The organism is Pseudomonas sp. GW821-FHT11D10, assembly GCF_058808435.1.
On the sequence record NZ_JBXARR010000001.1, the window covers coordinates 1,294,803 to 1,317,249 of the forward strand.

Sequence of the window (22,447 nt, forward strand, 5' to 3'; positions counted from 1 at the left end):
GTCAACCCCGTGATGCTGATCCCAGCGGGCGCAATATCCATGTACCACCTGCCCTTCCCGGCCGACTTTTAATTTTGAGCCTCAAACCACGTGCGCGTGCAAACGCCCTTATCGAGACTCGACGATGTCAGCTCCTACTCCCCCGTTGTTATTCCCCGAAGCCTTCGATTCACCGGGGCTTTGGCCCGAACTGGGCAAGGCACACGGCCTGCGCGAAAAGGATTTTCGCTGGCTCGCCCATGCCCGGCTGGCGTCGGATACATTGCGCGGCCAACAGACGCCTCCCCTGCGTGCCGAACGCCTGTTGCTGAACGTCGGCAACCAGATTCCCCTGCCGCTGCCCGGTGCCTTTGTTCTCGGGGAGACGCCGGATGACAAAGCCCTGATTCTCTACACCCCGTATGACGGCATCAAAAAACATCACAGCCGGGCATCCTTGAAAACACAACTCGAACAACGCCTCAACGACGTCGATGATCAGGACAATCTGTTGGCGTTTCTGGCCGAGCCCCAGCGCAAGCAACTACTCAACGCCGGGCCCCTTTCATTGACCTTCAGCGTCATCGACGGGGATATATTCGAAGAGCAGCGCGCAAGCCTCGAACAAAGCCAGGCATTGAACGCGCAAGCCATGTGCACCGAACTGAAAGCCATCGCCACGCTCACGGACATGCTGGAGGCGATACTGGATAACGCGCTCAAGCCACATTTCGGGACATTGCGGCAAAAAAATACACGCGTCCGTTTGCGTCCGCTTGCCAGTGACAGCGAAGACCCCATGGAACTTCTCGACAGACCCTGGCCCGAATCCATGAATCTGAGTGACGCCGTGCTGATGTATTACCGACATCAACAGTGGCCGGCCGACAACCGGAGTTTTCCAACCCGGACAGAAAACCGGCAACTGACGATCAGACCACTTGGGAGGAAGCCGTCAAGAACACCTCGGGACGGTTGCCGGTGCTGCTGTTTCGGGAATTGGAAGGTTTCTGGGACGGCCCCTCCGCCGCGGGCACCACCCGGCGCGTTTTCTTTGGTCGAATGCTGGAAGACCAGGCTCGCTGCGAATGGATGCTCAAGCGTGAAGCAGGGATCCTGGATGGCGAGCAGTTCAACACCCTGCATCAACTGATACGTCCGGTTTCGTCGGCCGTCAGTTTTCCTGTCGTGGAAACCGTACGGCTGTGGGAACACGAAGCCAACTACGTGGAGTTGGCAGGTTCGCTGATGATCAGCGAGCCTCATGCCTTTCTTTACACGCCTGTCCAGGGCCTGCAACTGCTCGAGGATTACGAAGATCTCAAGCAAACGCTGCAGGATAAATTTCTCGCCAAGGGCCACCAGGACGAGCTCTTCGGGTTGTTGAACCTGGATGAGCGAAATCGTTTTCTCGGTTTCGATCAACCCAAGGTATCGGGAGAGCGGATCGTCGGGGACATCTTCAGGATCCTGTTCGAGTCGATCATTACCAAGCAACGGCAGAACATCGAATATGCGTTGCAGGTGTTTCGACACAGCGACGGTGCCGTCAACCTTCATGCACTGTTCGACAAGAGTCTGGATATCCGCTCGATGATCCATGAGCGGTTGTTGAAGCTGGACACGGGCGGGCGCTGGAGCACGCACCCGGTGATCGCCGGCAACCAGCAACCCTCTGCGGTACTGGCAGAGAAGGCCCTTGCGGCTGTCAAGACCTTCCGTTCCGTCGAGGCTCCCCTGGCCACCCGGCTTGCCAGTCAACCCATGAAGAATCTGCCCATCCAGCGTTACTGGCTGGAAACCATGAAGCCGGATCTGGCACATGCCTGGTTTGTCGGCATTAACGGTGAGGCCAGGCTCCGCCGATTGAACGGTACCCTTCCGGCCTGGGCGGAAGCGATCGTCAATACCGTTATCAGTGCCGGCCAACCCGACCGCCTGCAGCGCGAGGCGCTCAATGGCTTCCGCCCTGATGCCTATTCGCTCACAGTCGAAAGTCCCGGCGAACACAATCTCGTGCGCCTGGCTCACTGCCTCCTGTTAACCGAGCGTGGTGGCCTCGACGAACAGCACTCGGGGTTTGCCGTGCTATGGACGCCTTCGCAAGGGCTGGAGGTTTTCGACAGCGTGGCCAGTGTCCGCAGGCAGTTGAACCGGCGACTCCTCGACGGTACACAACGCCTTGCGTTGCTGGAAAACGTCCTTGCATCGCAGTATCAGGCCCATCAGCGATATACCCTGGGGCCGTTCCAATTCATTGGCGGCAACGTGCTGCTTGATCGTATGGGGTCGACCATCGAGCATTACCTGGATCGATGCGAACAGGTGCGTACACGGATCACGGAGCAAACCCGCCTGGAAAAGGCGCTGGAACAACTGCGCGGCACAACGATCAACACCAACCTGCAGCTGGCAGCCAATCATGCGCAAGCCATCGCCACCGCACAGACTTTGCCCGCCTGGCTGGGGATGGCACCGGTAATGGAGCAGAAAAGACACGTTGAATTGCTGGAGCAGTGGTACCAGAGTGTTTCGAACGACCAGGATTACCTGACTGGCGTGCCGACCTTGGTCAGCCATGTCGAACAGACGCTGAAGACCTTGCTCGACAGTCGTTTCCCGGGTCATCGGCTCGATCCGCGAGAGATAGAAATCACCCCTCACCTGGCCTTGGCCGGCCCCCCGAAGACGCTGGTGGAATTCGCCTTGAACCACCTCAACGTCGCCCAGGGAACCGGCTTTCGGGTGGCATCGAAAAACCGCCAGGCGATACCGGTCGGACTGAATCAGGGGGCGGTGATGCAATTGCTGCTTTCGTTGGCGATACCCACGACCTTTGCCAAAAAAGTGACTGAATCGCTGTCGACCGAGGCGTCCGCAGGACGGGTCCGCAAGCAGCGTTTTTTCCGCCAGCTTCCCTGGCAACTGATGCAGCAGGCGCATGCCCTGAAACTGCAACAGTTGCTGTGTGCCGCCGCTTTCGATTTCGTACGTCAGGTGCTGGACATGCCCGACGGCATTGCCCGGGCCGCCGCCAAGGCTCAGGCCATTGCCTGCCCGCTTTCGCTGATCAAGACCGAGGGTGCGCAAGCGGTCATCGTCCCGGGACTGCATGTGTTCACGTCGGGTGGCGAAAACAGGGAGCCACTGGTGCTCTATGCCCCCTATGACGAACAGGTCTTTCATGAGTTCGATGACGAAAAAGCGCTGATAGAGGCGTTGAATGTACCCGGGCCTTTGCAGAATCTGCTGCTGCGTCGCCTGCCCGGGTCAGAGCGCGCGGTATTTCGCAGCCTGCTGGAATCCACACTGGGACGGACCAGTGAAATGAGCCTGGATTTGCGGGCGATCACCGGCAACCTGCTGGAGTATCTGTACACCGACAACCTCAAGTTGCTCACGCAACTGCTGGGGTCCCAGAAACAGAGCGAAGCACAGTCAGACTGGGAGACCGTGAAAGTTCTGCTCAGCGATGGGATCAAACAGGTTCCCGGTCTGCTGCCAGGCAAACTGGCCGTTATTCCCTTTCTCTGGAAAGCGTACGACGGGTTCAAGGACTCGGCCGAAGCGCTGCAGAATCACCACTGGAAACGGGCGCTGGGATCCTTTGTCGAAGGTGCGGCGCAAATGGTCACCATGGGGCAACTGCCGCAGATGACGGCCGAAACCGCTCTCACCAGCGAGGGAGTCGAACAGGAAAGCGCCGCTACCGCCGAGACCGTCTTGCCAAACGCCGCAGAGAAGGCTGCGGTGAACATCGTCGACAGGGAACCGACTGCACCCCGGCGTACCCTGCTGAGCCCCTTTGAGGCAACAGATGTGGCACTTGAAGATCTCACCTACAGCCCGACACTGGACACCTACCGGGACGTGTCGAGCAACCGCCACTACGCAGCCATTGAAGGCAAAGTCTACCCGGTCGCTCAGAGGGGTGATGCCTGGCAACTGCAAAGCCCGGATAAACGCGGCCCAATGGTTCAGATCAGCGAATCACGCCGCGTAAGCATTTCACCTGGCCAGACCGTTCACTACGGCCAGGCCTTCAGAAAGTTGGCCGAACGCGCAACCATCAACCACTTGCGTCGCACCATCTTGAACATCGAAGCCCACGGGATGAACGAGATTCGCCTCAAATACCCGCAAAAAGCCCGGGAACTGGTGAACGCAATCGACCTGGCCCGGCGCTATGCCTTTTATTGTCTGCACAATCTGGTTCCACTCACCAAGGGTATCGCCAACCCCCGGGCCAGCCATTTCCTGGAAGAATTTTTTGATGTGCCGAAGATTACCGCCACGATGCTCAACAAAGTCAGCACCGCCATCGTGCCCATCTGCAAAGCCCTGGTAGATCCTTCCGATGACCTGCTCGAGACCGAGCGTTTCGTTGTCGGTTCGAACAGGTATCTGCACGATGTGATCGCTTTTGTCCTGGATGGCGACCAGAAGCGATTGGTGCACTTCACCGAGCATTTTTTCAACCAGCAACTGGACGAGTTCAAACCCCTGATGCTGGTGCCGTTCGATATCGACGGGCATGCCCAGGCATCGACATTGATCCACGAGTTTTCCCATCAATTCAGCAAGACGCTGGATATCGCAACACTGCGCGCCCGCGAGCCGTTCCTCGATTTGATATCGACGCTCACGCCACAGGGTCTGAAGTTGTACGAAGATCTGGAATTCGATCAGAAGTCGGCCTTGTCATTGAGTACGCCGCGAGCCAAGCTGTTTGCCGAATGGAACACGACCCTCAGAACCTGGCAGGGAATCGACCAGATCCCGGACATGCAATTGATTTACGAGGAAATCCTGCGACTGACCGGCGCAAAAAACCTTTCGGAAGCACGCAATGCTTTCCTCGATCAGAAAACACCCGATGCGCGTATCGATGTGATCCTGCGCAATGCCGATTCCGTAGCCCGCCTGATCTGCGAAATCGGCCGGCAACTCGATCCCGTACAGTCGCCTTGAAACAGACGAAAAAAATGCGCAGGTTCAACACCTGCGCACTCAATGCATCAAGCCTCGTAAAGCAGACTCAGTCCTTCTGGTCCCGCAGCACATTGCCCGAGGCACCATCGATTCGGAACTCGTACACCACGCCATCGGCCTTGCGCCCTTCTCCTTTCCAGTAGCCGTTGTTGTCGGCCTTGATCTCGTAGACCTCGACATACCCGGCCTTGGTTTTAACGATTTCGATGGCCTTTTCGATAGTGATCCATCCAGCGCCCGGGCGGTCGGCCAGCGCTACGCCAGCACTCAGGAGACCGGCGGTTGCGACGATAGCGGCCAAGGTTCTTTTGATCATTTTTTCACTCCATTTGTGGATAGTGTTCACAGGACGTCCTGGTTTTTTGGGGCGTCTTGGCGAAAAAAAGTTCCACGTTTGATGGGTAAATGCCATGACGGTTGTTCTCGGCACCTTGCCCCAAAGGTTAGAATGCGGGAAATCAGGATGAGTCAATGACCCAGAACACCCTCTCGGAAGCCGAATACGATGCGATCACCGATGCCGCCGCGCATTGGTGCATGCGTCTGCACGCCGTTGACTGTACCGCTGAAGAGCGGCTGGCGTTCGAACAATGGCGCGATGCACACCCGCTTCACGCGTTCGAGTATGAGGCGATGCTGGAAATCTGGGACGTGGCCGAGCATTTGCCGCGCCCGGAACCCGCACCGGTTGTGCCGATTCGCCGACCCGCCAGCTCATGGCGCCAGTACGCCGTAGCGGCTTCTGTCTGTGCACTGGCGTTGCCGCTGGCCGCCTGGACCGGCTGGAACCTCGGCTGGCTGCCCAACAGCTATCAGCATTTCGCGGCCACCGATAATGTCCGCCATGTCACCCTGGGTGACGGCAGCCAGGTCGAGCTGAACCTCAACACCGAGTTGACCTACAGCAACTTCAAGGACGAACGCCGCGTCACCCTGAAAAAAGGCGAGGCGTTCTTTGAAGTCAGCCACGACCTGAGCCACCCGTTCATTGTCAGGGCCGCCGAAGGCAAGATTCGCGTCACCGGCACTCGCTTCAACGTCTGGATGTATGGGGATCAGGTGAAGGTCAACCTGATCGAGGGTTCCGTGCTGGTCACCAGCAATTCCCGACTGGCCGGTGATGGCTTGCGTCTGGGCCCCTCGATGCAGGCACGCTACAAACACGGCGACGACATGCCGCAAATCAGCCAGACCTACGCCAACGACAACTCGCTGGCCTGGCGCAGCGGCAAACTGGTGCTCGACAACCTGCCGTTGAACGAAGCGTTGCCGCAGATCAACCGCTACCTGGACAAACCCTTGATGCTCGCCGACAACTCGACCGGTTCGATCCGGGTGGGTGGCATCTACAACATCAAGGAACTGAACAGCTTCGCCAGTTCCCTGCCCAAAGTCTTGCCGGTGTTCCTGACCCGCAACAAGGACGGCAACCCGGTGATCAATCCGATGCCGCAGCAACCGCCAAAAAACTGAAGGCCGTTCCCGTGAGGGAGCGGCCTTCTGCTTTTACGCTTGTCGACGGGTTAAAACAGCTGATTACTGCGCCGCCACTTTCCCCGCCTTTTCCAGATCATCGCGCACGGTCTGCACCTGATACTGCGGATCAGCCTTGATCTGCTGCTCGGTGAACGGCAACACGCTCCACTGTTTCTTCGAGAACGCCTCGGTCTGGTCACGGGAATATTTCGACGCCGGATCGCTGGACAGCGAGAACGCCAGCAAACCCTGGGCATGCGGCCCCTTGTCGTCGAACGTCACGACTTGCAGGTAACTGGTGCCGCTGACCACTTCAAGCTTCCCGTCTTCGCGCGGCACGCTCTGAATGGCGTTGTAGATGCCCAGCGTACCCGGACCACCGTGGATCGGCGTTTGCTGGCCGCCACTGCTGACCACCTGCACATCGCCCCAACGGGTTTTCTCGGTCAGGCCCATTTTGGTCGCGGACTCGGCCGACGCCAGCATGGCCTCGCGCAGTGCCTTGGCCACTTCGGGCTTTTCAATGGCCAGCCCACGCGGGGTGTGTTGCGCATCCTTCGGATCGAACGCCACGCGCCAGGCCTGCGGCGATTCCTGCATCGCTTGCATGATGGTCTGGAAATGCACCAGCCCGACGCCCGACTCCAGATTCGCCCGGCCGTCCCACGCCTTCAGGCTGCTGCACACCGATTTCAACGCTGCATCAGTCTGGGAAGCACAGAACTTCAGCAGATCCGGCACCACCTGCGTCGCCAGGAACACCTGATCGTCCATCACCATGTGCTGCAGATCCTGCACCGACACCGGGCCTTTTTTGCTCAGGGTCGCCAGACGATCCAGCGCAAAGCGCGAGCGCAGACCCAGTGGCAGGCCGTCCTGACTGATCAGTGGTGAATAGCCGGTCAGCGGTTGCGCCGGGTTGGCCAGCCACGCCGAGTCGTTGGAGTGCTGGACGAAGTCCTTGCGCAACAGCTGCGGCAGTTGGCTGGACGCGTAGATGCCCTTTTGCGCGGCTTGCGGGTCAATGTCCCAGGCGCAGGCGCTGTTGGAACCGTCGAGCACGATCATTTTCAGACCGGCGCGTGGGTCGCTGCACCTGGCCAGTTTGTCGGCGCTGACGTTCGGCACCACCGACAGGTTCATGTACAGCGTCTGGCCCTTGTCATCCACCGCCAGGGTGTTGACCCACGGAATACCCTGGATGGTGTGCACCGAATCCTGCAGATCCTTGAGATTGCCGGCGCGGTTCATGGCGTACCACTGTTTCAGCACCCGGTCGTTGTCGAGGTTGGCATCGCGCAGGCTATAGGCGAACTGATTGTCCCAGTCCAATTTGCCGGGCCACTGCACGATCGGGCCGAACTGCGAACTGTAGACATCCCGCTGGACCGGTACGACCTGGCCGTCCGCCTGTTTGACCTGCAACGTGACCGTCTGCTTGTTCATCGGCAAGGACTGGCCGTCCAGCAGGTAACGGGTCGGATCCTTCGGATCGAGTTGCAGACGATACAGGGTGAAATGCTTGGACGAGTCGACGGTGTGGGTCCAGGCCAGGTGCTGGTTGAAGCCGATGTTGATCATCGGCAGGCCCGGCAGCGCCGCGCCCATCACATCCAGTTTGCCGGGAATGGTCAGGTGCATCTGATAGAAGCGCATGCCGCCGACCCACGGAAAATGCGGGTTGGCCAGCAGCATGCCGCGGCCATTGAACGAACGCTCGCTGCCCACCGCTACCGCGTTGCTGCCACGGTCCAGTGCGAAGCGCTGCTGGCGCGTGTCCGCCAGTTGGTAAGCCCGGGCATCTTTTTCAATTTTCGCAGTGGCCTGCGGCGGCGTAGCACCCGCCAGGGCTTCGGCGAACTGACCGACCCCGCCTTCGACCAACAGACGACGGGTCAGCTTCACCAGGTCTTCGGCGGCGATATCGCGCACCCATTCACCCTGGCACTGTTGCGGCAAGCCCTGCTGACGGCGCTCGGCCAGATAGCGGTTGTAGCCGGCAGCATAACCTTCCACCAGATCACGCACTTCGACCGGCTGTGCCTGCCAGAAGGCATTCACGGCCTGCGGCGTGTTGAGCCACTGGAAGAACACGTCGCTGACGCGGTTCTCGCGCTCTTCGACTGTCAGCTGCTCCGGCCCGAAGTACCGCGACCGCTCGCCATTGACCGTCACGATCTCGTTGGCCAGCAGGCACAGGTTGTCTTGCGCATAGGCATAACCGATGCCGAATCCGAGACCGCGTTCGTTTTCCGCGCGGATGTGCGGTACGCCAAAACCGGTGCGACGGATGTCGGCGCCGGTCTGGCCGGACGGGCTGAACGCCTGCGCCGACAGACTCAGCCCGAGAAACAGGCCGGCAAGGGTCAGTCCGGTGAATTGCCTGGAAATAGTCACGCTCGCTCCTGATCGAAATGCCGTAGAGCGAGCCGGGCCACCGTGAACACGTCGGCCCGGCTCGCTCTGAAATCACCCACGCGTCACGCGCAATGAGCCTGTCCAGAAAACGAAGCCGCGGAAAAAAAATTTAGTCGGTCACACACCCGTTTCGTGCCGCAATCACGGGGAAAAGACAAAACGGCGACAAATTTTCTACATTTTTCGCTTCATGATTTGTCGAGCTGAAACGTCTTGTTTAGAGAGAGCACAAAAAACCTTTCCTGATCAGGCTCTGAAAGGAGTAATCGCATGTACAACCCGCCACTACCATCGGAAGGTAGCCAGACCCCACAAGGAGCGCACATGGGTTCACACGCTGACGTATTCGGGCAACGGATCGAGCGTCACGGCAATGAACGCATCCGTTTGCTGCTCAAAAGCTTCGGCCTGCGCACCAGCCTGATTCGCCTCAAGGTCATCGACACCCTGCTGGTCGCCGCCGAGGACGACCGTCGTCTGGGTGTACGTGGGGTGCATAGCCAGCTGCTGGATCTGGACATTCCGTTGTCCTTCCTCAGCGTGCGCGAAGTGCTCAAGCGTCTGTGTGCCGAAGGTGTGATCACATTCAACGACGACAAGAGCTACAGCCTCCATCCCCAGGCTGCCGCGGTGCTCAACAACGATTGAAGCACGCGGCAGACACCGTCAGGGTTTGACCTTGCGGCGCATCACGCCGTTGATCACCACAACCACCACCGCCACACCGATGGCGATGTACTGGAACGTTTGCTCGCTGAGCTTGCCGGCGTTTTGCAGCCAGGACAGGCCGAGCATGATCAGCAGTACGGCGACGGCGATCAGAATCGAATATATCAAGCGTTGCTTATGGGTCATTACAGGTTCCTGAACCGTTGGAATGTATCGGGTTTGTATCGGCGTTGATGCCATGCGCATACCGTTTGACGGGGATGCGCCGCAGTAAACGGGGTCTCATGTTACAGCCGATGAAGAGCTTTGGCTTCAAACGGCGTTAACCATGAGGATCCTTGAAATGCTGCGTCGAATCACCTGGCTGATTCCTGTCCTTGCACTGCTCACCCTGAGCGGCTGCATCATCTTTCCCCACGGCGGCTGGCATGGCGATCATCGCCACTACGGGCCTGGCCCGGGCTACTACCATCGTTAAGTCATTTCGCCGCAAGGATGCCAGCGTCCAGCCATTCAAATGCAACAACGGATTTTAGCGTCAGGAAAAATGCCCACAGGAATGTGGGCTTTTTTTATGGATCGGCAATTAATGCCGTAGGGCGTTTCACCTGTGCAAGCAAGAAAGTCTCCCTCTGCAACATCACGCATTACGAAGTCACAGACCGTCACACCAACGACGTAGGAACAATGACTTCCCCTCCCTACCCTTTGCGCTCCCTCTCGACGATCGTGAAAGCGCATGCAAAGAACTCTCATCCCCCTCCCGCCACTCCAGGCGCTCGGCTTCTGTCTCGCCATCACCCTGTTCGAATGGCTGACCTACATGGCCAGCGACATGGTCATGCCGGCCATGCTGACCGTCACCCGGGATCTCGAAGCCGATGTCGCTCACATCCCCAACGCGTTCAATCTGTATCTGATCGGCGGCGTCTGCCTGCAATGGCTGATCGGGCCGCTGTCCGACCGGCTTGGCCGGCGCCCGCTGTTGCTGGCCGGTAGTGCGCTGTTCGGCGTGACCTGTGCGGCGGCTGTCGCCACGCCCGGCATCGAAGTGTTCAACGCCCTGCGCCTGTTGCAAGGCATGGGCCTGGGGTTTGTCGTGGCGGTCAGCTACCCCTCGCTTCAGGAAGTCTTCTGCGAGGCGGATGCGGTGCGCCTGATGGCACTGCTGGGCAATGTCGCGCTGCTTTCGCCCCTGCTCGGACCGCTGCTCGGCAGTCTGCTGCTGGAATGGCTGAGCTGGCGCGAGCTGTTCCTCGGCCTGGGCCTGATCGCGACACTGACCTGGATCGGACTGTATGCCTGCATGCCGGAGACGATCGGCGTTGTCCGCCACGATGGCGGTCAGCAAGCGCCGAGCCCCTTCTCCTTTCGCCAGATCAGCAGCCGCTACCTGGCACTGCTGTGCAATCAACGGTTCGTCGGCATCTGCCTGGCCCTGGGCCTGATGAGCCTGCCGCTGATTGCCTGGATCGGACTGTCGCCGCTGCTGCTCGTCCAGTCGCTCGGCCTGACCACCCGCGAATATGCGCTATGGCAAATTCCGGTGTTTTCGGCGGTGATCGTCGGCAATCTGATCCTTGATCGATTGCTCGCGTCACGGGATCTGCCGCAATTGATTCGCCTGGCGCTCTGGCCGTTCTGTCTGGGCCTGCTGACCCTGATCGCCACCGCACTGACCAGCCTTTCACTTGCGGGATTGATGACTGGCCTTGCGCTGTATGCCGTGGGGTTGGGCATGAGCAACGCCGCACTGTACCGACTCGCACTGTATTCCAGCGATGACAGCAAAGGTCTGGTCTCCGCCACGATCGGCATGATCTCGATTGCCGTGATGGGCGTCGGTGGTTCGCTGATCGCTGCCATCGGCGGCGGCACCCGCCTCGAATCCTTCGCCATTTGGGCGGCGCTGGGCGGACTGCTCAGCCTGCCCCTGCTGTACCGGTTTCTGCCACACATCCCTGCAGACTCCGCCACTTCCTCATAACAACAAGGACGCCTGATGAGCCAATTCCCTCACAGCGACGCGCTCTGCGCGCTGACGCAACCCTATTGTCCGGATTCCGTGCCGGATGGTCTGTTCAACCAGGCCATGGCCGAAATCAGCCGGTTTCACTGCTCGCATACACCCGGCTACGAACACTGGTTGAACACCAATGGCCTGACCGTGGACGACCTGGACCACCTTGATGACTGGTCACGGCTGCCGCCGGTTTTCGCCAGTTATTTCAAGCGCCAGGCCTTGCTCAGCTCCACCGCAGCGGGCGCGCTGGAACTCACGTCCTCCGGCACCAGTGGCGAGAAAAGCCGCATGCGTTACGACGAACGCAGCCTTGGCGCAGCCCAGAACATGGTCGAACGAATCTTCCAGCACTATGACTGGGACACCCCGCACACCCCGTGCAACTACCTGCTGCTGAGCTATGAACCCGAAGGCACCATCAGCCTGGGCACATCGTTCACCGATCAGTTTCTGTGCCGGTTCGCTCCCGTCAATCGCGTGGCCTACGCCCTGCGCCGTACCGGCGGTGGTCATGAGTTCGACGGCTTTGGCGTGATCGCCGCCTTGCAGTCCTTCGCCGAAGAAGGCTTGCCGGTAAGGATCTTCGGCTTCCCGGCCTTTCTCTGGCAGACCCTGCAACGCATGCAGGCCACCGGGGTGGCTGACCTGCAACTGGCCAAAGGCTCGCTGACGCTGTTTGGCGGCGGCTGGAAAACCCAGGCGGCGCAAGAGATTCCCCGCCAGCAACTGTACGAGCGCATCCACCGCCAATTGGGCATCGAGATGTCCCGCTGCCGTGACGGCTACGGCGCAGTCGAGCATGCGGTGCCTTATCTCGAGTGTGCTCACCACCGTTTCCATGTACCGGTCTATTCGAAGGTTTTCGTGCGCCATCCCGCTGACTTTACGGTTCAGCCCTATGGCCGGCAGGGCCTGCTGAGCTTTGTCTCGCCTTACATCTCATCGAGCCCGGCGCACGCAGTGGTCATGAGCGATCTCGCCACCCTGCATCCTGGCGCCAGTTGCGGCTGCGGGCTGCCCGGCGACTGGTTCGAACTGCATGGCCGCGCCGCCACCACCGCCGGCCGAAGCTGCGCCATGGCCGCCTCTGAACTGCTGGGGAAGCACTGATATGTACCTGATCAACGGACAACTTCACGACGACTGCACCTTAGACGTCGCACTGGAACAGCTTTATCCGGATTTGCCACAACGGTTGGCCAGGGCGCTCGACACAGCGACTGTGCTTGACGCAGCAGCCACGTTTGCCACACGCCTGCAAGACCCGGACATGGCATTCCCCATCGATCCCGAGCAACGCCAGTCACTGATCGAGTTCTGCCAGCCCGCGGCTCTTCGGCGCAAGCTTGAACGTGAACTCGGCGAGCAACCGGGCGCTTTGCGCCGCATCGACTATCGCCAGCCGCGCTTTGAACGCTGGAGCCCACTGGGACTGGTGGTCCACATCACCCCCGGCAACGCGCCGCTGCTGGCTTTCTGCGCAGTGATCGAAGGCCTGCTGGCGGGCAACGTCAACTGGTTGCGCCCCAGCCGCAGCGATCAGGGTGTGACAGCGCAATTGCTTCATGGATTGGCACAGTGCGATCCAACCGGCCAGATGGCCGGGCATGTTGCGGTCGTTCCGGGAGACACCGCACAGATCGGTCAATTGTGCCAACAGGCCAACGGCGTATCGGCGTGGGGCGGTGAATCGGCGCTACAGGCCATCCGTCAGCAATTGGCGCCCGGGTGTCGCTGGATCGAATGGGGCCACCGCATCAGCTTCATCTACCTGACACCGACAGCGATCACGCCAGAAGCTCTGGACAGTGTGGCCGATGAAGTCTGTCGCCTCGACCAGCAGGCCTGCTCCAGCCCGCAATGGCTGCTGGTGGACAGTGACGATGAAAACACTTTGCGCTCAATCGGCGAGGGACTGGCCGAGGCGTTCGAGCGAAGGACCCGACACTGGCCGGCGTTGCAGCCTTCGATACAGGAAGCCTCGGAAATCACCACCCGAACGGCGATGGCGCGCCTGGCTCAGAGCTTTGGCGGTGCCAGCGGCCAGGTCTGGCAGTCGCCGGACTGGCGCATCATTTGGACCCACGACCAGCAGCTCGGCCCCTCGCCGCTGTTTCGCAGCCTGCTGCTCAAACCCTTGCCGCGCGCACAGGTCACCGAGGCGCTGTTGCCCTGGCGAAACGTGCTGCAAAGCGCCGGGCTGATATGTGCCGAACAAGAAATGGCCGAACTGGCTCAAACGCTGATCGCTGCAGGCGTCACACGGGTCACCCCGGTGCAAGCGATTCACGAGGGCTATGAGGGCGAACCCCACGACGGTGTGTATGCCTTGCAGCGATTGAGCCGTCGGGTGTCGGTCAGTCTGCCGGCTACAGAGCTGGCGACCCGTGCCACGCTCGACCCTCTGCCGACGCCACCCGGCGTGGCCAATCTGCCGATCATGAGCAAGGACGCCTTTGTCACCCGCCCGATCCATCCGGCGGCGCGGTTGTATTTCCGCTCCGGCGGCAGCAGCGGCACCCCGGCGTTGGCCGGTTACAGCTACCGCGATTTCGATCGGCAGATGCGTGCCAGCGCCGACGGCTTGTTCGCGGCGGGCCTCGACCCGAGCCGCGACCGGGTGATGAACCTGTTCTTCAGTGGCGGGCTGTATGGCGGTTTCTTCAGTTTTTCCAAAGTGCTGGAGCTGCTGGGTGCCACGCACCTGCCGATGGGCGCGCCGGCCGATGACGATTATCGCGAGATCGCGCAGATAATCATCAAACAGCGCGTCACCGTGCTGGTCGGCATGCCCAGCACCCTGCACCGCTTGTTCCTCAATGAGCAGGCACTGCTGCGTGACTATGGCGGGGTCGAAAAGGTCTTCCTCGGCGGCGAACACCCCGGTGAACAAAGTCTCGCACTGATGCGCGACTGCGGTGTCAGGCTGATCCGCTCGGCCATTTACGGCAGTGTCGACGCCGGGCCGCTCGGCCATGCCTGCCCGGCCACCGGCGATGGCGTGTTCCATCTGATGAGCGATATCCAGCACCTGGAGATCGTCGAATTCGAGGCCGATCGGCCGGTGATCGGCGGTGAAACCGGACGCCTGGTGTTCACCTCCATCGAACGGGAAGGTCAGAACGTTCAACGCTACGACGTCGGCGACAGCGGTCGCTGGGTTCCCGGCGTGTGTGAATGCGGGCTGCCCACGCCGCGCTTCGAGCTGCTGCAACGGCATGGCAGGTTGATGCGCATTGGTTCGGACTTCATTTGCCTGGCGCAACTGGCAGAGCATCTGCAGACCGAGTTCCAGTTGATCCTCGAACATGCTACGGACGGCCTGGAGCGCATGCGCTTTCTCAGCCCACGGCAAGTCGATGATGTTCAGCGTCGCCTGCTGGACTATCCGACCCTGGCCACGCTCATCCAGACAGGTCTGCTGACCGTGGAGGTAGAGGTTTGTGGCAGCGATCGGTTCACCCGCAACAGGCACAGCGGCAAGACGCCGCTGCTGATCGACAATCGGGGCACTCGCCCCAGCGCAGACAGGCGAGGAGCCGAACATGAACACACGGTTTGAACTGCAAGAACTGGTGACGTTGGCACGGCGGCATTCCGGCTTTTATGCAAACCATTTCGCTGAAATTCCCCTGCATATCTCTTCACTGGAACAACTGCCGGTGATTGACCCCGGGGCCTACTGGAATGGCAGTCATGACCTCGACCACTGGCCGGTCCTGACGGCACCGCTGAATGACGCGCTGGTCTTCAAGACCGGGGGAACCACCAGCGCCGGCAAGTTTTCGCTGTTCCGGCGCAAGGAATGGCAGACGCTGGTGACGGACTTCGGTCGCAGTCTCGACGCTCAGTTGAGCACCGGGGACCGAATCGCCAACCTGTTTTTTGTCGGTGACCTCTATGCCAGCTTCATTTTTACCCACGACTCGCTGGCGCATGCGCAAACCGAGATCGTCGAGTTTCCGTTCACCGGCCATGTCGACTCGAGCGTGCTGGCCGATGCGATTGCCCGGCACTGGATCAACGTGCTGGCAGGACTTCCGGCCCATCTGCTGAGTTTTGCGGCGTGGCTGGAGCAACATGATCGGGTCATTGAGGGCGTCACCGCCCTGCTCTACGCCGGCGAAAGCCTGTTTGACGCACAGTTGCAGCGGCTGGCGCGGGTGTTCCCCAATGCCCGCGTGGCGTCCATTGGCTACGCCAGCGTGGACGCCGGATTTATCGGCGCCAGCCATCGCGACTGCGACCTGGGTGAACACCGGGTACCCGAAGGCCACAGTGTGCTGGAAATTCTCGACGAGCAGACCGGTGAAGTGATCGAAGACTGCGACCGGGTCGGACGCCTGGTAATGACCAACCTCACACGCCGGTTGATGCCGTTGATCCGCTACCCGGTCGGCGACCGTGCCTGTTGGCGAGAACCACCCGGCACCTCCCGGCGCAAGTTCGCGCTGATGGGCCGCTGCGCCGACAGCCAGCGCGTGCGGGTGGGCATTCTGACCCTGCTGCCGCCATCGATCGGCGAGACCGTGCGGCGCGTCACCGGCAGCGACGATTGGCAACTGGTGATCGAGCAGGATGGCGTCATGGATATCCTGCGCCTGCACTGGGCACCGGACGCCATGTCTACGGCCATCGCTGAAGCCGACCGCACACTGCACAGAGCATTGATCGAAGACTATCCGTTGATCGAGCAACTGAGCGCCGATCGCCTGCTGACGTTGCAGGTTCGGTGCTGCACGGTTCAGGAACTGGCACGTCACCCACGCTCCGGCAAACGCCTGCGTGTGCTGGACCGGCGCGTCTACAACGGCCTTGGTCAGGAGCGTGGCTGATGGAAGCGATCACCCTGCGCAGTTATCGCACCAGCGACGCACCGGCTGTCAGTCGCCTGTTCAGAAACGTCTATGGCGACCACTACGCCCAGCCGCATGTTTACCTGCCTCGCATGATCAGCCAGAACCATGCCGAGGGCCGCTGGCACTCGTTGGTGGCGGTATCCGACAATCAGGTGGCGGGTCACTCGGCGTTGATTCTCGAAAAGGGATCATCCCTCGCCGAACTGGCTCTGAGTGTGGTTGATCCACAGATCCGTGGGCAAAACGTCGCCACGCAATTGGGCCGGCATTTGCTGATCCATGCGCAGGCCCTGGGTTATCAAGGGGTCACGATCAAGCAAATGACCCATCACCCCTACACCCAGAAAATGGCCACCGGCCTTGGTTTCCACAACACAGGCCTGCTGCCCGATCATGCACCGTCGCCCTTTGGCGACGCGGTGACGGAATCACTCGTGCTGGGTTACGCCCCGGTCGATGGTTATCAGCGCCCGCTGCCGGCCTTGACCTGGCCGGACGAATGCCGTGAATTCATGCAACAGATGTGCGAGGTGTTCGGAACGCGGTTGAACGTGTCGCCCTGGGTCGGCGCACCGGCCCGGCTGGAACAGCGCTGGGGGCGATACGACGGGGTCTTCAACGAAGTGGACGACAGTTTGCTCAAGCAGCTGCAACAACTGCCCGACCATTGGCTGATTTCGATCAGGCTCAGGCTGGCGCAGGGTTTCGAGCATGCCTGGCGCCGGTTATCGGCGATGGGTTTCGTGTTCAGCGGACTGGCGCCCGATGACAGAGGTGCAGGATGGCTGGCGCTGTTTCATCGCGGATTCCAGCTCAAATCCCTGGTGCTGCATTGCCCGCGAATGCAGCGATTGCATGACGAAATGCAGCGACAAATCGCACCGCTGACGGCACTACGGGTTTGCGGCAACCGCCCATAAACGAAAGGGCCCGCCCCGTTACCGGGGCGGGCCCTGTCTTTCACGCCTTGGCTTTGACGCCTTGATCGGTAGGCGGCGGCTTGCGTTCCCCGCCCTGACCGTAAGTTTGCAGGTTCTGCAGTACGTAAATGGCTTTCTTGTACTCGGGGATCAACGTGTTCGCGTACTTGTTGCCCTTGAGATTGTTGTTCTGGATGGTATCCAGCTGCGTTGCGAAGTACTCCAGCGCATTGAACTTGGCATCCGGATCCTTCTGTACGCCGAAGCGATCAAACTTGTCGCCGGCGTTGAGCAGGGTCATGGACGTGATCTCGGAAATCAGTCCCCGGCCACGCAGCATTGCACTCAGACTGCCCAGTTGCTTGGCCGAAACATTGGTGGGATCGAAGCCCTTGATGTTCTTGTGCAGCCCCTGCTTGTCCATCTCCGCGATGCTGATTGCGTTGGGGTCGTTGCCGACCAGGGCCAGCATCTGCTTGACCTTCACGCTTTGAGAAACCGGTTTGCTCGAGCTTCCTGTGTCTCGAACCAGCAAACCCGCCTTGGGTTGCCAGGCACCGGTATATCCGATAGTCATGAGCAAGCTCCTTGCGAGGAAAACATGAAAAATTCCTTGTTGAACCACTTTTGAGTTGCCCGGAGTATCGGCCGGCAAACTAATGGCACCAACTCCTTTCTGCACTTTTTTACAATTTTTGTACATTCACGATACAAACCGACAACAGCCCCGGAAATACGGGACTAGAGCGTTCATGACAAGGTGATGAAAGTGGGTTTATTGCTCTAATGTTCGGGACGGTTAGTTCTCATGTATCAGGCCAGATACGTTCCATCGGTCGGGATTGAATGTTTTAGGACGAAAGTACCTAAAGCTTCCCGAAGACCCGACGATACGTTAGGAAACCCGCGCTGTTTTTTCTCCTGCCCACAATAAGAATCCCTGCTCAAGGACCGGTTTCCATGCCCGCATTCCGCACCATTCAGGCTCGCTACACGCTGTTTCTGGTTCTGTTCATTCTGTTGTTGTCGGTGCTGACCGTGGTTGGCATCAGCCAATTGGTCGCGCCCAAGTTGCGCCACACCGAAGAGCAAGTGGTGCTCAACCGCATCGCTGAGGTGGCCGAGCAGATCCAGGGCGAATTGAACAAGGTCCAGGCACAACAGCGCAGCATCACCCAGACCATCCCGCTGCTCGACAGCGCGGCCATCGACACCGTGTTGCCGGGGCTGGTGGATCAATACGGCGAACTGAAAGTATTTGGCGGCGGCATCTGGCCGCTGCCCGGCCAGCGCGAGGCCGGACGCAACAAGTTCAGTACGTTCTGGCACCGTGATGCCTCCGGCAAACTGGCGGTGAACACGTTCTGGAACAGCGACGCGGCCCCCAACTATTACGACCAGAGCTGGTACAAGGGCGGCATGCAGACCCCGCGCGGCCAGTGCGCCTGGGCCGCTGCCTATAAAGATGACGCCAGCGCCGAACCACGCACCAACTGCGCCATGGCCATCCAGAAAAACGGCAGCGCCTGGGGCGTCTCGACCATCGACGTGACCCTGGGCTTCTTCAACGATCTGGTGGCGCGCAAGGAAAAAGACCTCAACGCCGAAATGCTGATCGTCGAGGCCGACGGCAAGATCATCAGCAACAGCTCGCGCATCAGCGGGCCGATCGTGTTGAAGAACATCAGCGAACTGGCCGGCGGCTCGACCTTCGCCAGCCAGGTCAAGGCCGGGCTGCAAAACCGCGAGCAGGCGCAGCGCGTCGAATTCGACAACAACGGTGAAGCCAGCACATTCTTCATGCGCCCGATCGAAGGCACGCCGTGGTTCCTCGCCACCGCGCTGCCGACCAAAATGCTCACCGCCCAGCGTGATGACGTGCTCAGCAGCCTGAGCCTGTTGCAGATTCCGCTGGTGATCCTGCTGGTGCTGCTACAGGTCTACGCGATCCGCCAACTGGTTTCGCGCATGAAAGCGCTGAAAGCCAATATCGATTCGTTGTCCAGCGGCGATGCCGACCTGACCCGGCGCATCACCATCCGCGCTGAAGATGAACTCGGCGCCATCGGGCATTCGGTCAACACCTTCATCGCCTACCTGCAGAACATGATCGGCGAGGTCACCCAGGCCACCGGTGCCATGGCTTCGAGCCTCGACAACCTGCAACGCACCTCGGCGCACACCAGCCAGATTCTGCTGCGCCACGCTTCGGAAACCGACCAGACCGTTACCGCGATCAACGAAATGAGCTCGACCGCCGAAAGCGTCGCGCAAAATGCTGCCGAAACCGCCGCCTTCACCCAGCGCGCCAACGAAAACGCCGACCGATCGCGCATCGTGGTCGGTGAAGCGTCCGGCAGCGTGGTGGCGTTGATCGATGAGGTGGCCAGCGCCACCCACAAGGTCGAAAGCATGCAGCAGGACGCCCAGCGCATCACCGAAATCCTCGGTGTGATCGGCGCCATTGCCGGCCAGACCAACCTCCTGGCGCTCAACGCTGCGATTGAAGCGGCACGTGCCGGTGAACAGGGTCGCGGTTTTGCGGTGGTGGCGGACGAAGTGCGTGCCCTCGCCGCCCGCACCCAGGCCAGCACCTCGGAAATCAACGAGATGTTGACCCGATTGACCCAAGGTGTGAGCTCGTCCGTCAGCGCCATGGAAAACACCCAGGCCAGCTGTCAGTCGGCCGCCGATGCCACTGCGCGAGTCAACAGTGGCCTCGACGAGATGGCCGGTTCGGTCAGCCACATCAACAGCCTCAGCACCCAGATCGCCACCGCCGCCGAGCAGCAAAGCGCGGTCACCGAAGAGATCAACCGCAGCATGGTGCAGATCCGCCACATGGTTGATGAGCTGGTGGAAAGCGGCCAGGCCAGCGAACTCAACACCCGCCAGCTGCTGGAAGCCAACAGCCGGGTGAGCGCGATCATGGGGCGCTTCAAGGTTCGCTGACCGTTTTGTCATCTTGCGCTCATTGGCCTGTCAGCTTTGATCTACGATCATGTTGGCAGGCCTGCCTCGTATCACTTGGAAACACTCCGTTGATGCCCGGCAGGAAAAACCGGTCAAAATGCCTTCCTTTTTTGACCGTTCCTCCTTCGAGCCGAGAGCCCTCCATGCGAAACCACCTGCGTCTGGCCGCCCTGAGCGCCCTGTTCATTTCCTCCCTGGCGCAAGCCGCCGACCTTATCCCGATCGAAGTCCACCGCGACGCCAACTGCGGCTGCTGCAAAAAATGGATCAGCCACCTGGAAGCCAATGGCTTCAAGGTCGAAGACCACGTCGAATCCGACATGAGCAGCTTCAAGCAAAAGCACGGCGTACCGCCACGCCTGGCGTCCTGCCACACCGCAATCATCAACGGCAAATTCGTCGAAGGCCATGTACCGGCGGAACAGGTGCTGGCTCTGAGCAAGCGTGACGACCTTCTGGGCGTTGCCGCACCGGGCATGCCGATGGGCTCGCCGGGCATGGAAATGGACGGCATGAGCGATGCCTATCAAGTGATCGGCCTGAAGAAAGACGGCGCCGATGTGGTGGTGGCGGATTACCCGGCTCATTGATGACGGCGGGTTATCTTGGGCTGTTCCTGGCCGCGTTTGGCGCAGCGACCCTGTTGCCGCTGCAATCGGAAGCCGTGCTGGTCGGGCTGCTGGTCAGCGATCGTTACTGGCTTTGGGGGCTGCTGGCCGTGGCGACGCTGGGCAATGTCCTCGGTTCGCTGGTGAACTGGTGGCTGGGTCGCGGGCTGGAGCGGTTTCAGGACCGGCGCTGGTTTCCGGTCAGCCCCAGGCATATGGAGCGCGCCCGCGTTCACTATCAGCGTTATGGTCACTGGTCGCTGCTACTCAGTTGGCTGCCGGTGATCGGCGATCCGCTGACGCTGATCGCCGGGGTCATGCGCGAACCCCTCGGGCGATTTCTGCTGATCGTCACTCTCGCCAAAGGCGCCCGCTACGGGGTGCTGGCAATGCTCACCCTCGGCTGGCTCGGTTGAACGATCGGGCCCGGGGATTGCCTGTGTTTAACGTCGCCCTAATCCGGCCGTTCCAGCATCGGCCGATTTCTTGTGGAGTTGTCCTATGTCTGTGTCGCTGACCCGCTGGCTGCCCGGCCTGTTATTGACCGCCGCCCTGCCCCTGCTGGCTCACGCCGAAGGCCAGCAATACGGCCCGGAGCTGCAAGGCTTCGATTATCCCTACACCCTCAAGCACTTTGCCTTTCAGTCCCAGGGCAAGTCGCTGCAGATGGGTTACATGGACGTCGCCGCCCACGGCAAGGCCAACGGGCGCACCGTGGTGCTGATGCACGGCAAGAACTTTTGCGGCGCGACCTGGGACAGTTCGATCAAGGCCCTGAGCGAGGCCGGCTACCGGGTGGTCGCCCCGGACCAGATCGGTTTCTGCACCTCCAGCAAGCCCGATCATTACCAATACACCTTCCAGCAACTGGCGGCCAACACCCAGCAACTGCTCAAGACGCTGGGCATCCAGAAAGCCACCCTGCTCGGCCACTCCACCGGCGGCATGCTCGCCACCCGTTACGCGCTGCAGTACCCGGATCAGGTCGAGCAACTGGCGCTGGTCAACCCGATCGGTCTGGAAGACTGGAAAGCCCTCGGCGTGCCGTATCGCAGCGTCGATCAGTGGTATCAGCGCGAATTGAAAGTCACCGCCCAAGGCATTCGTGACTATGAGCGTACGACCTATTACGACGGCCGCTGGAAACCCGAATTCGACCGTTGGGTCGACATGCTCGCCGGTCTGAGCAACGGCCCGGGCAAGACTCAGGTCGCATGGAACTCGGCGCTGATCTACGACATGATCTTCACCCAGCCGGTGTACTACGAGTTCAAGGACCTGAAGATGCCGACCCTGCTGCTGATCGGCACCTCCGACACCACCGCCATCGGCAAGGACATTGCGCCGCCGGAAGTGAAGGCCAAAATCGGTCACTACGAAGTGCTCGGCAAGCAGGTGGCAAAACTGATTCCTCAGTCCACGCTGGTGGAGTTCCCCGGCATGGGCCACGCCCCGCAGATGGAAGAGCCGGCGAAATTCCACGAGGCGCTGCTGGGCTGGCTGGACAAAACCAATCCCGTTCGTTGAAGA

General features: G+C 60.4%; 18 protein-coding genes. 14 read left to right on the plus strand and 4 right to left on the minus strand.

All coding sequences use genetic code 11. The features are described from left to right. The first annotated feature begins 124 nt into the window (after positions 1-124). Positions 125-1,132, plus strand: a complete 1,008-nt coding sequence (locus AC1RT4_RS05945; protein ID WP_493084258.1) for a hypothetical protein — start codon at positions 125-127, stop codon at positions 1,130-1,132. Between the two features lie 1,328 nt (positions 1,133-2,460). Continuing rightward, positions 2,461-4,950, plus strand: coding sequence for a dermonecrotic toxin domain-containing protein (locus tag AC1RT4_RS05950; RefSeq protein ID WP_493084467.1), 2,490 nt, complete (start codon positions 2,461-2,463; stop codon positions 4,948-4,950). A gap of 67 nt (positions 4,951-5,017) precedes the next feature. Here the strand turns inward: AC1RT4_RS05950 and AC1RT4_RS05955 are convergent, their stop codons facing one another. Then, complete coding sequence (locus AC1RT4_RS05955; RefSeq protein WP_493084260.1) at positions 5,018-5,287, minus strand: PepSY domain-containing protein; 270 nt, start codon at positions 5,285-5,287, stop codon at positions 5,018-5,020. A gap of 155 nt (positions 5,288-5,442) precedes the next feature. Between AC1RT4_RS05955 and AC1RT4_RS05960 the strand changes: the two genes are divergently transcribed. Next, entirely contained in the window at positions 5,443-6,444 is a 1,002-nt protein-coding gene (locus AC1RT4_RS05960) for a FecR family protein (RefSeq protein WP_493084262.1), read from the plus strand. 63 nt (positions 6,445-6,507) lie between these two features. Here AC1RT4_RS05960 and pvdQ read toward each other — a convergent pair whose 3' ends face one another. Beyond that, entirely contained in the window at positions 6,508-8,844 is a 2,337-nt protein-coding gene (pvdQ, locus tag AC1RT4_RS05965) for a bifunctional acylase PvdQ (protein ID WP_493084264.1), read from the minus strand. Between the two features lie 291 nt (positions 8,845-9,135). On the opposite strand from pvdQ, the gene AC1RT4_RS05970 reads away from it, so the two are divergent. Further along, the gene (locus AC1RT4_RS05970) at positions 9,136-9,513 is read left to right on the plus strand and encodes a fe2+ zn2+ uptake regulation protein (RefSeq protein ID WP_493084266.1); all 378 of its coding nucleotides are present in this window, start codon (positions 9,136-9,138) and stop codon (positions 9,511-9,513) included. A gap of 18 nt (positions 9,514-9,531) precedes the next feature. Here the strand turns inward: AC1RT4_RS05970 and AC1RT4_RS05975 are convergent, their stop codons facing one another. Beyond that, entirely contained in the window at positions 9,532-9,720 is a 189-nt protein-coding gene (locus tag AC1RT4_RS05975; RefSeq protein ID WP_007957552.1) for a hypothetical protein, read from the minus strand. A gap of 157 nt (positions 9,721-9,877) precedes the next feature. Here AC1RT4_RS05975 and AC1RT4_RS05980 point away from each other — a divergent pair, with 157 nt between their 5' ends. The 6 genes from AC1RT4_RS05980 to AC1RT4_RS06005 all read left to right on the plus strand — a co-directional run bounded on the left by AC1RT4_RS05980 (position 9,878) and on the right by AC1RT4_RS06005 (position 17,336). Next, positions 9,878-10,012 carry a hypothetical protein gene (locus AC1RT4_RS05980; RefSeq protein WP_493084268.1) on the plus strand — a complete coding sequence of 45 codons (135 nt, stop codon included), beginning with the start codon at positions 9,878-9,880 and terminating at the stop codon, positions 10,010-10,012. Between the two features lie 261 nt (positions 10,013-10,273). Further along, positions 10,274-11,521, plus strand: coding sequence for an MFS transporter (locus tag AC1RT4_RS05985; RefSeq protein ID WP_493084270.1), 1,248 nt, complete (start codon positions 10,274-10,276; stop codon positions 11,519-11,521). Between the two features lie 15 nt (positions 11,522-11,536). Further along, positions 11,537-12,667 (plus strand): LuxE/PaaK family acyltransferase, encoded by a 1,131-nt coding sequence (locus AC1RT4_RS05990; protein WP_493084272.1) that lies wholly within the window; start codon positions 11,537-11,539, stop codon positions 12,665-12,667. 1 nt (position 12,668) lies between these two features. Next, positions 12,669-15,119: an aldehyde dehydrogenase family protein gene (locus tag AC1RT4_RS05995; RefSeq protein ID WP_493084274.1), complete on the plus strand. Its 2,451-nt coding sequence runs from the start codon at positions 12,669-12,671 to the stop codon at positions 15,117-15,119. Next, complete coding sequence (locus AC1RT4_RS06000; protein WP_493084276.1) at positions 15,103-16,392, plus strand: phenylacetate--CoA ligase family protein; 1,290 nt, start codon at positions 15,103-15,105, stop codon at positions 16,390-16,392. Before AC1RT4_RS05995 ends, AC1RT4_RS06000 begins: the two co-directional genes overlap by 17 nt. Next, a complete protein-coding gene (locus AC1RT4_RS06005) occupies positions 16,392-17,336 on the plus strand; it encodes a GNAT family N-acetyltransferase (RefSeq protein ID WP_493084278.1) in 945 nt (314 codons plus the stop codon). The genes AC1RT4_RS06000 and AC1RT4_RS06005 overlap by 1 nt, the downstream gene beginning before the upstream one ends. 40 nt (positions 17,337-17,376) lie before the next feature. Here the strand turns inward: AC1RT4_RS06005 and AC1RT4_RS06010 are convergent, their stop codons facing one another. Next, positions 17,377-17,913 carry a hypothetical protein gene (locus tag AC1RT4_RS06010; protein WP_493084280.1) on the minus strand — a complete coding sequence of 179 codons (537 nt, stop codon included), beginning with the start codon at positions 17,911-17,913 and terminating at the stop codon, positions 17,377-17,379. 383 nt (positions 17,914-18,296) lie between these two features. On the opposite strand from AC1RT4_RS06010, the gene AC1RT4_RS06015 reads away from it, so the two are divergent. The 4 genes from AC1RT4_RS06015 to AC1RT4_RS06030 all read left to right on the plus strand — a co-directional run bounded on the left by AC1RT4_RS06015 (position 18,297) and on the right by AC1RT4_RS06030 (position 22,444). Further along, positions 18,297-20,288 carry a methyl-accepting chemotaxis protein gene (locus tag AC1RT4_RS06015; RefSeq protein ID WP_210710457.1) on the plus strand — a complete coding sequence of 664 codons (1,992 nt, stop codon included), beginning with the start codon at positions 18,297-18,299 and terminating at the stop codon, positions 20,286-20,288. 164 nt (positions 20,289-20,452) lie between these two features. Continuing rightward, a complete protein-coding gene (locus AC1RT4_RS06020) occupies positions 20,453-20,899 on the plus strand; it encodes a DUF411 domain-containing protein (protein WP_221535777.1) in 447 nt (148 codons plus the stop codon). Continuing rightward, on the plus strand, positions 20,899-21,333 hold the full coding sequence (locus tag AC1RT4_RS06025; RefSeq protein ID WP_085667105.1) for a YqaA family protein: 435 nt from the start codon (positions 20,899-20,901) through the stop codon (positions 21,331-21,333). Before AC1RT4_RS06020 ends, AC1RT4_RS06025 begins: the two co-directional genes overlap by 1 nt. 85 nt (positions 21,334-21,418) lie before the next feature. Continuing rightward, positions 21,419-22,444 carry an alpha/beta fold hydrolase gene (locus AC1RT4_RS06030; RefSeq protein ID WP_493084283.1) on the plus strand — a complete coding sequence of 342 codons (1,026 nt, stop codon included), beginning with the start codon at positions 21,419-21,421 and terminating at the stop codon, positions 22,442-22,444. Positions 22,445-22,447: the final 3 nt, after the last annotated feature.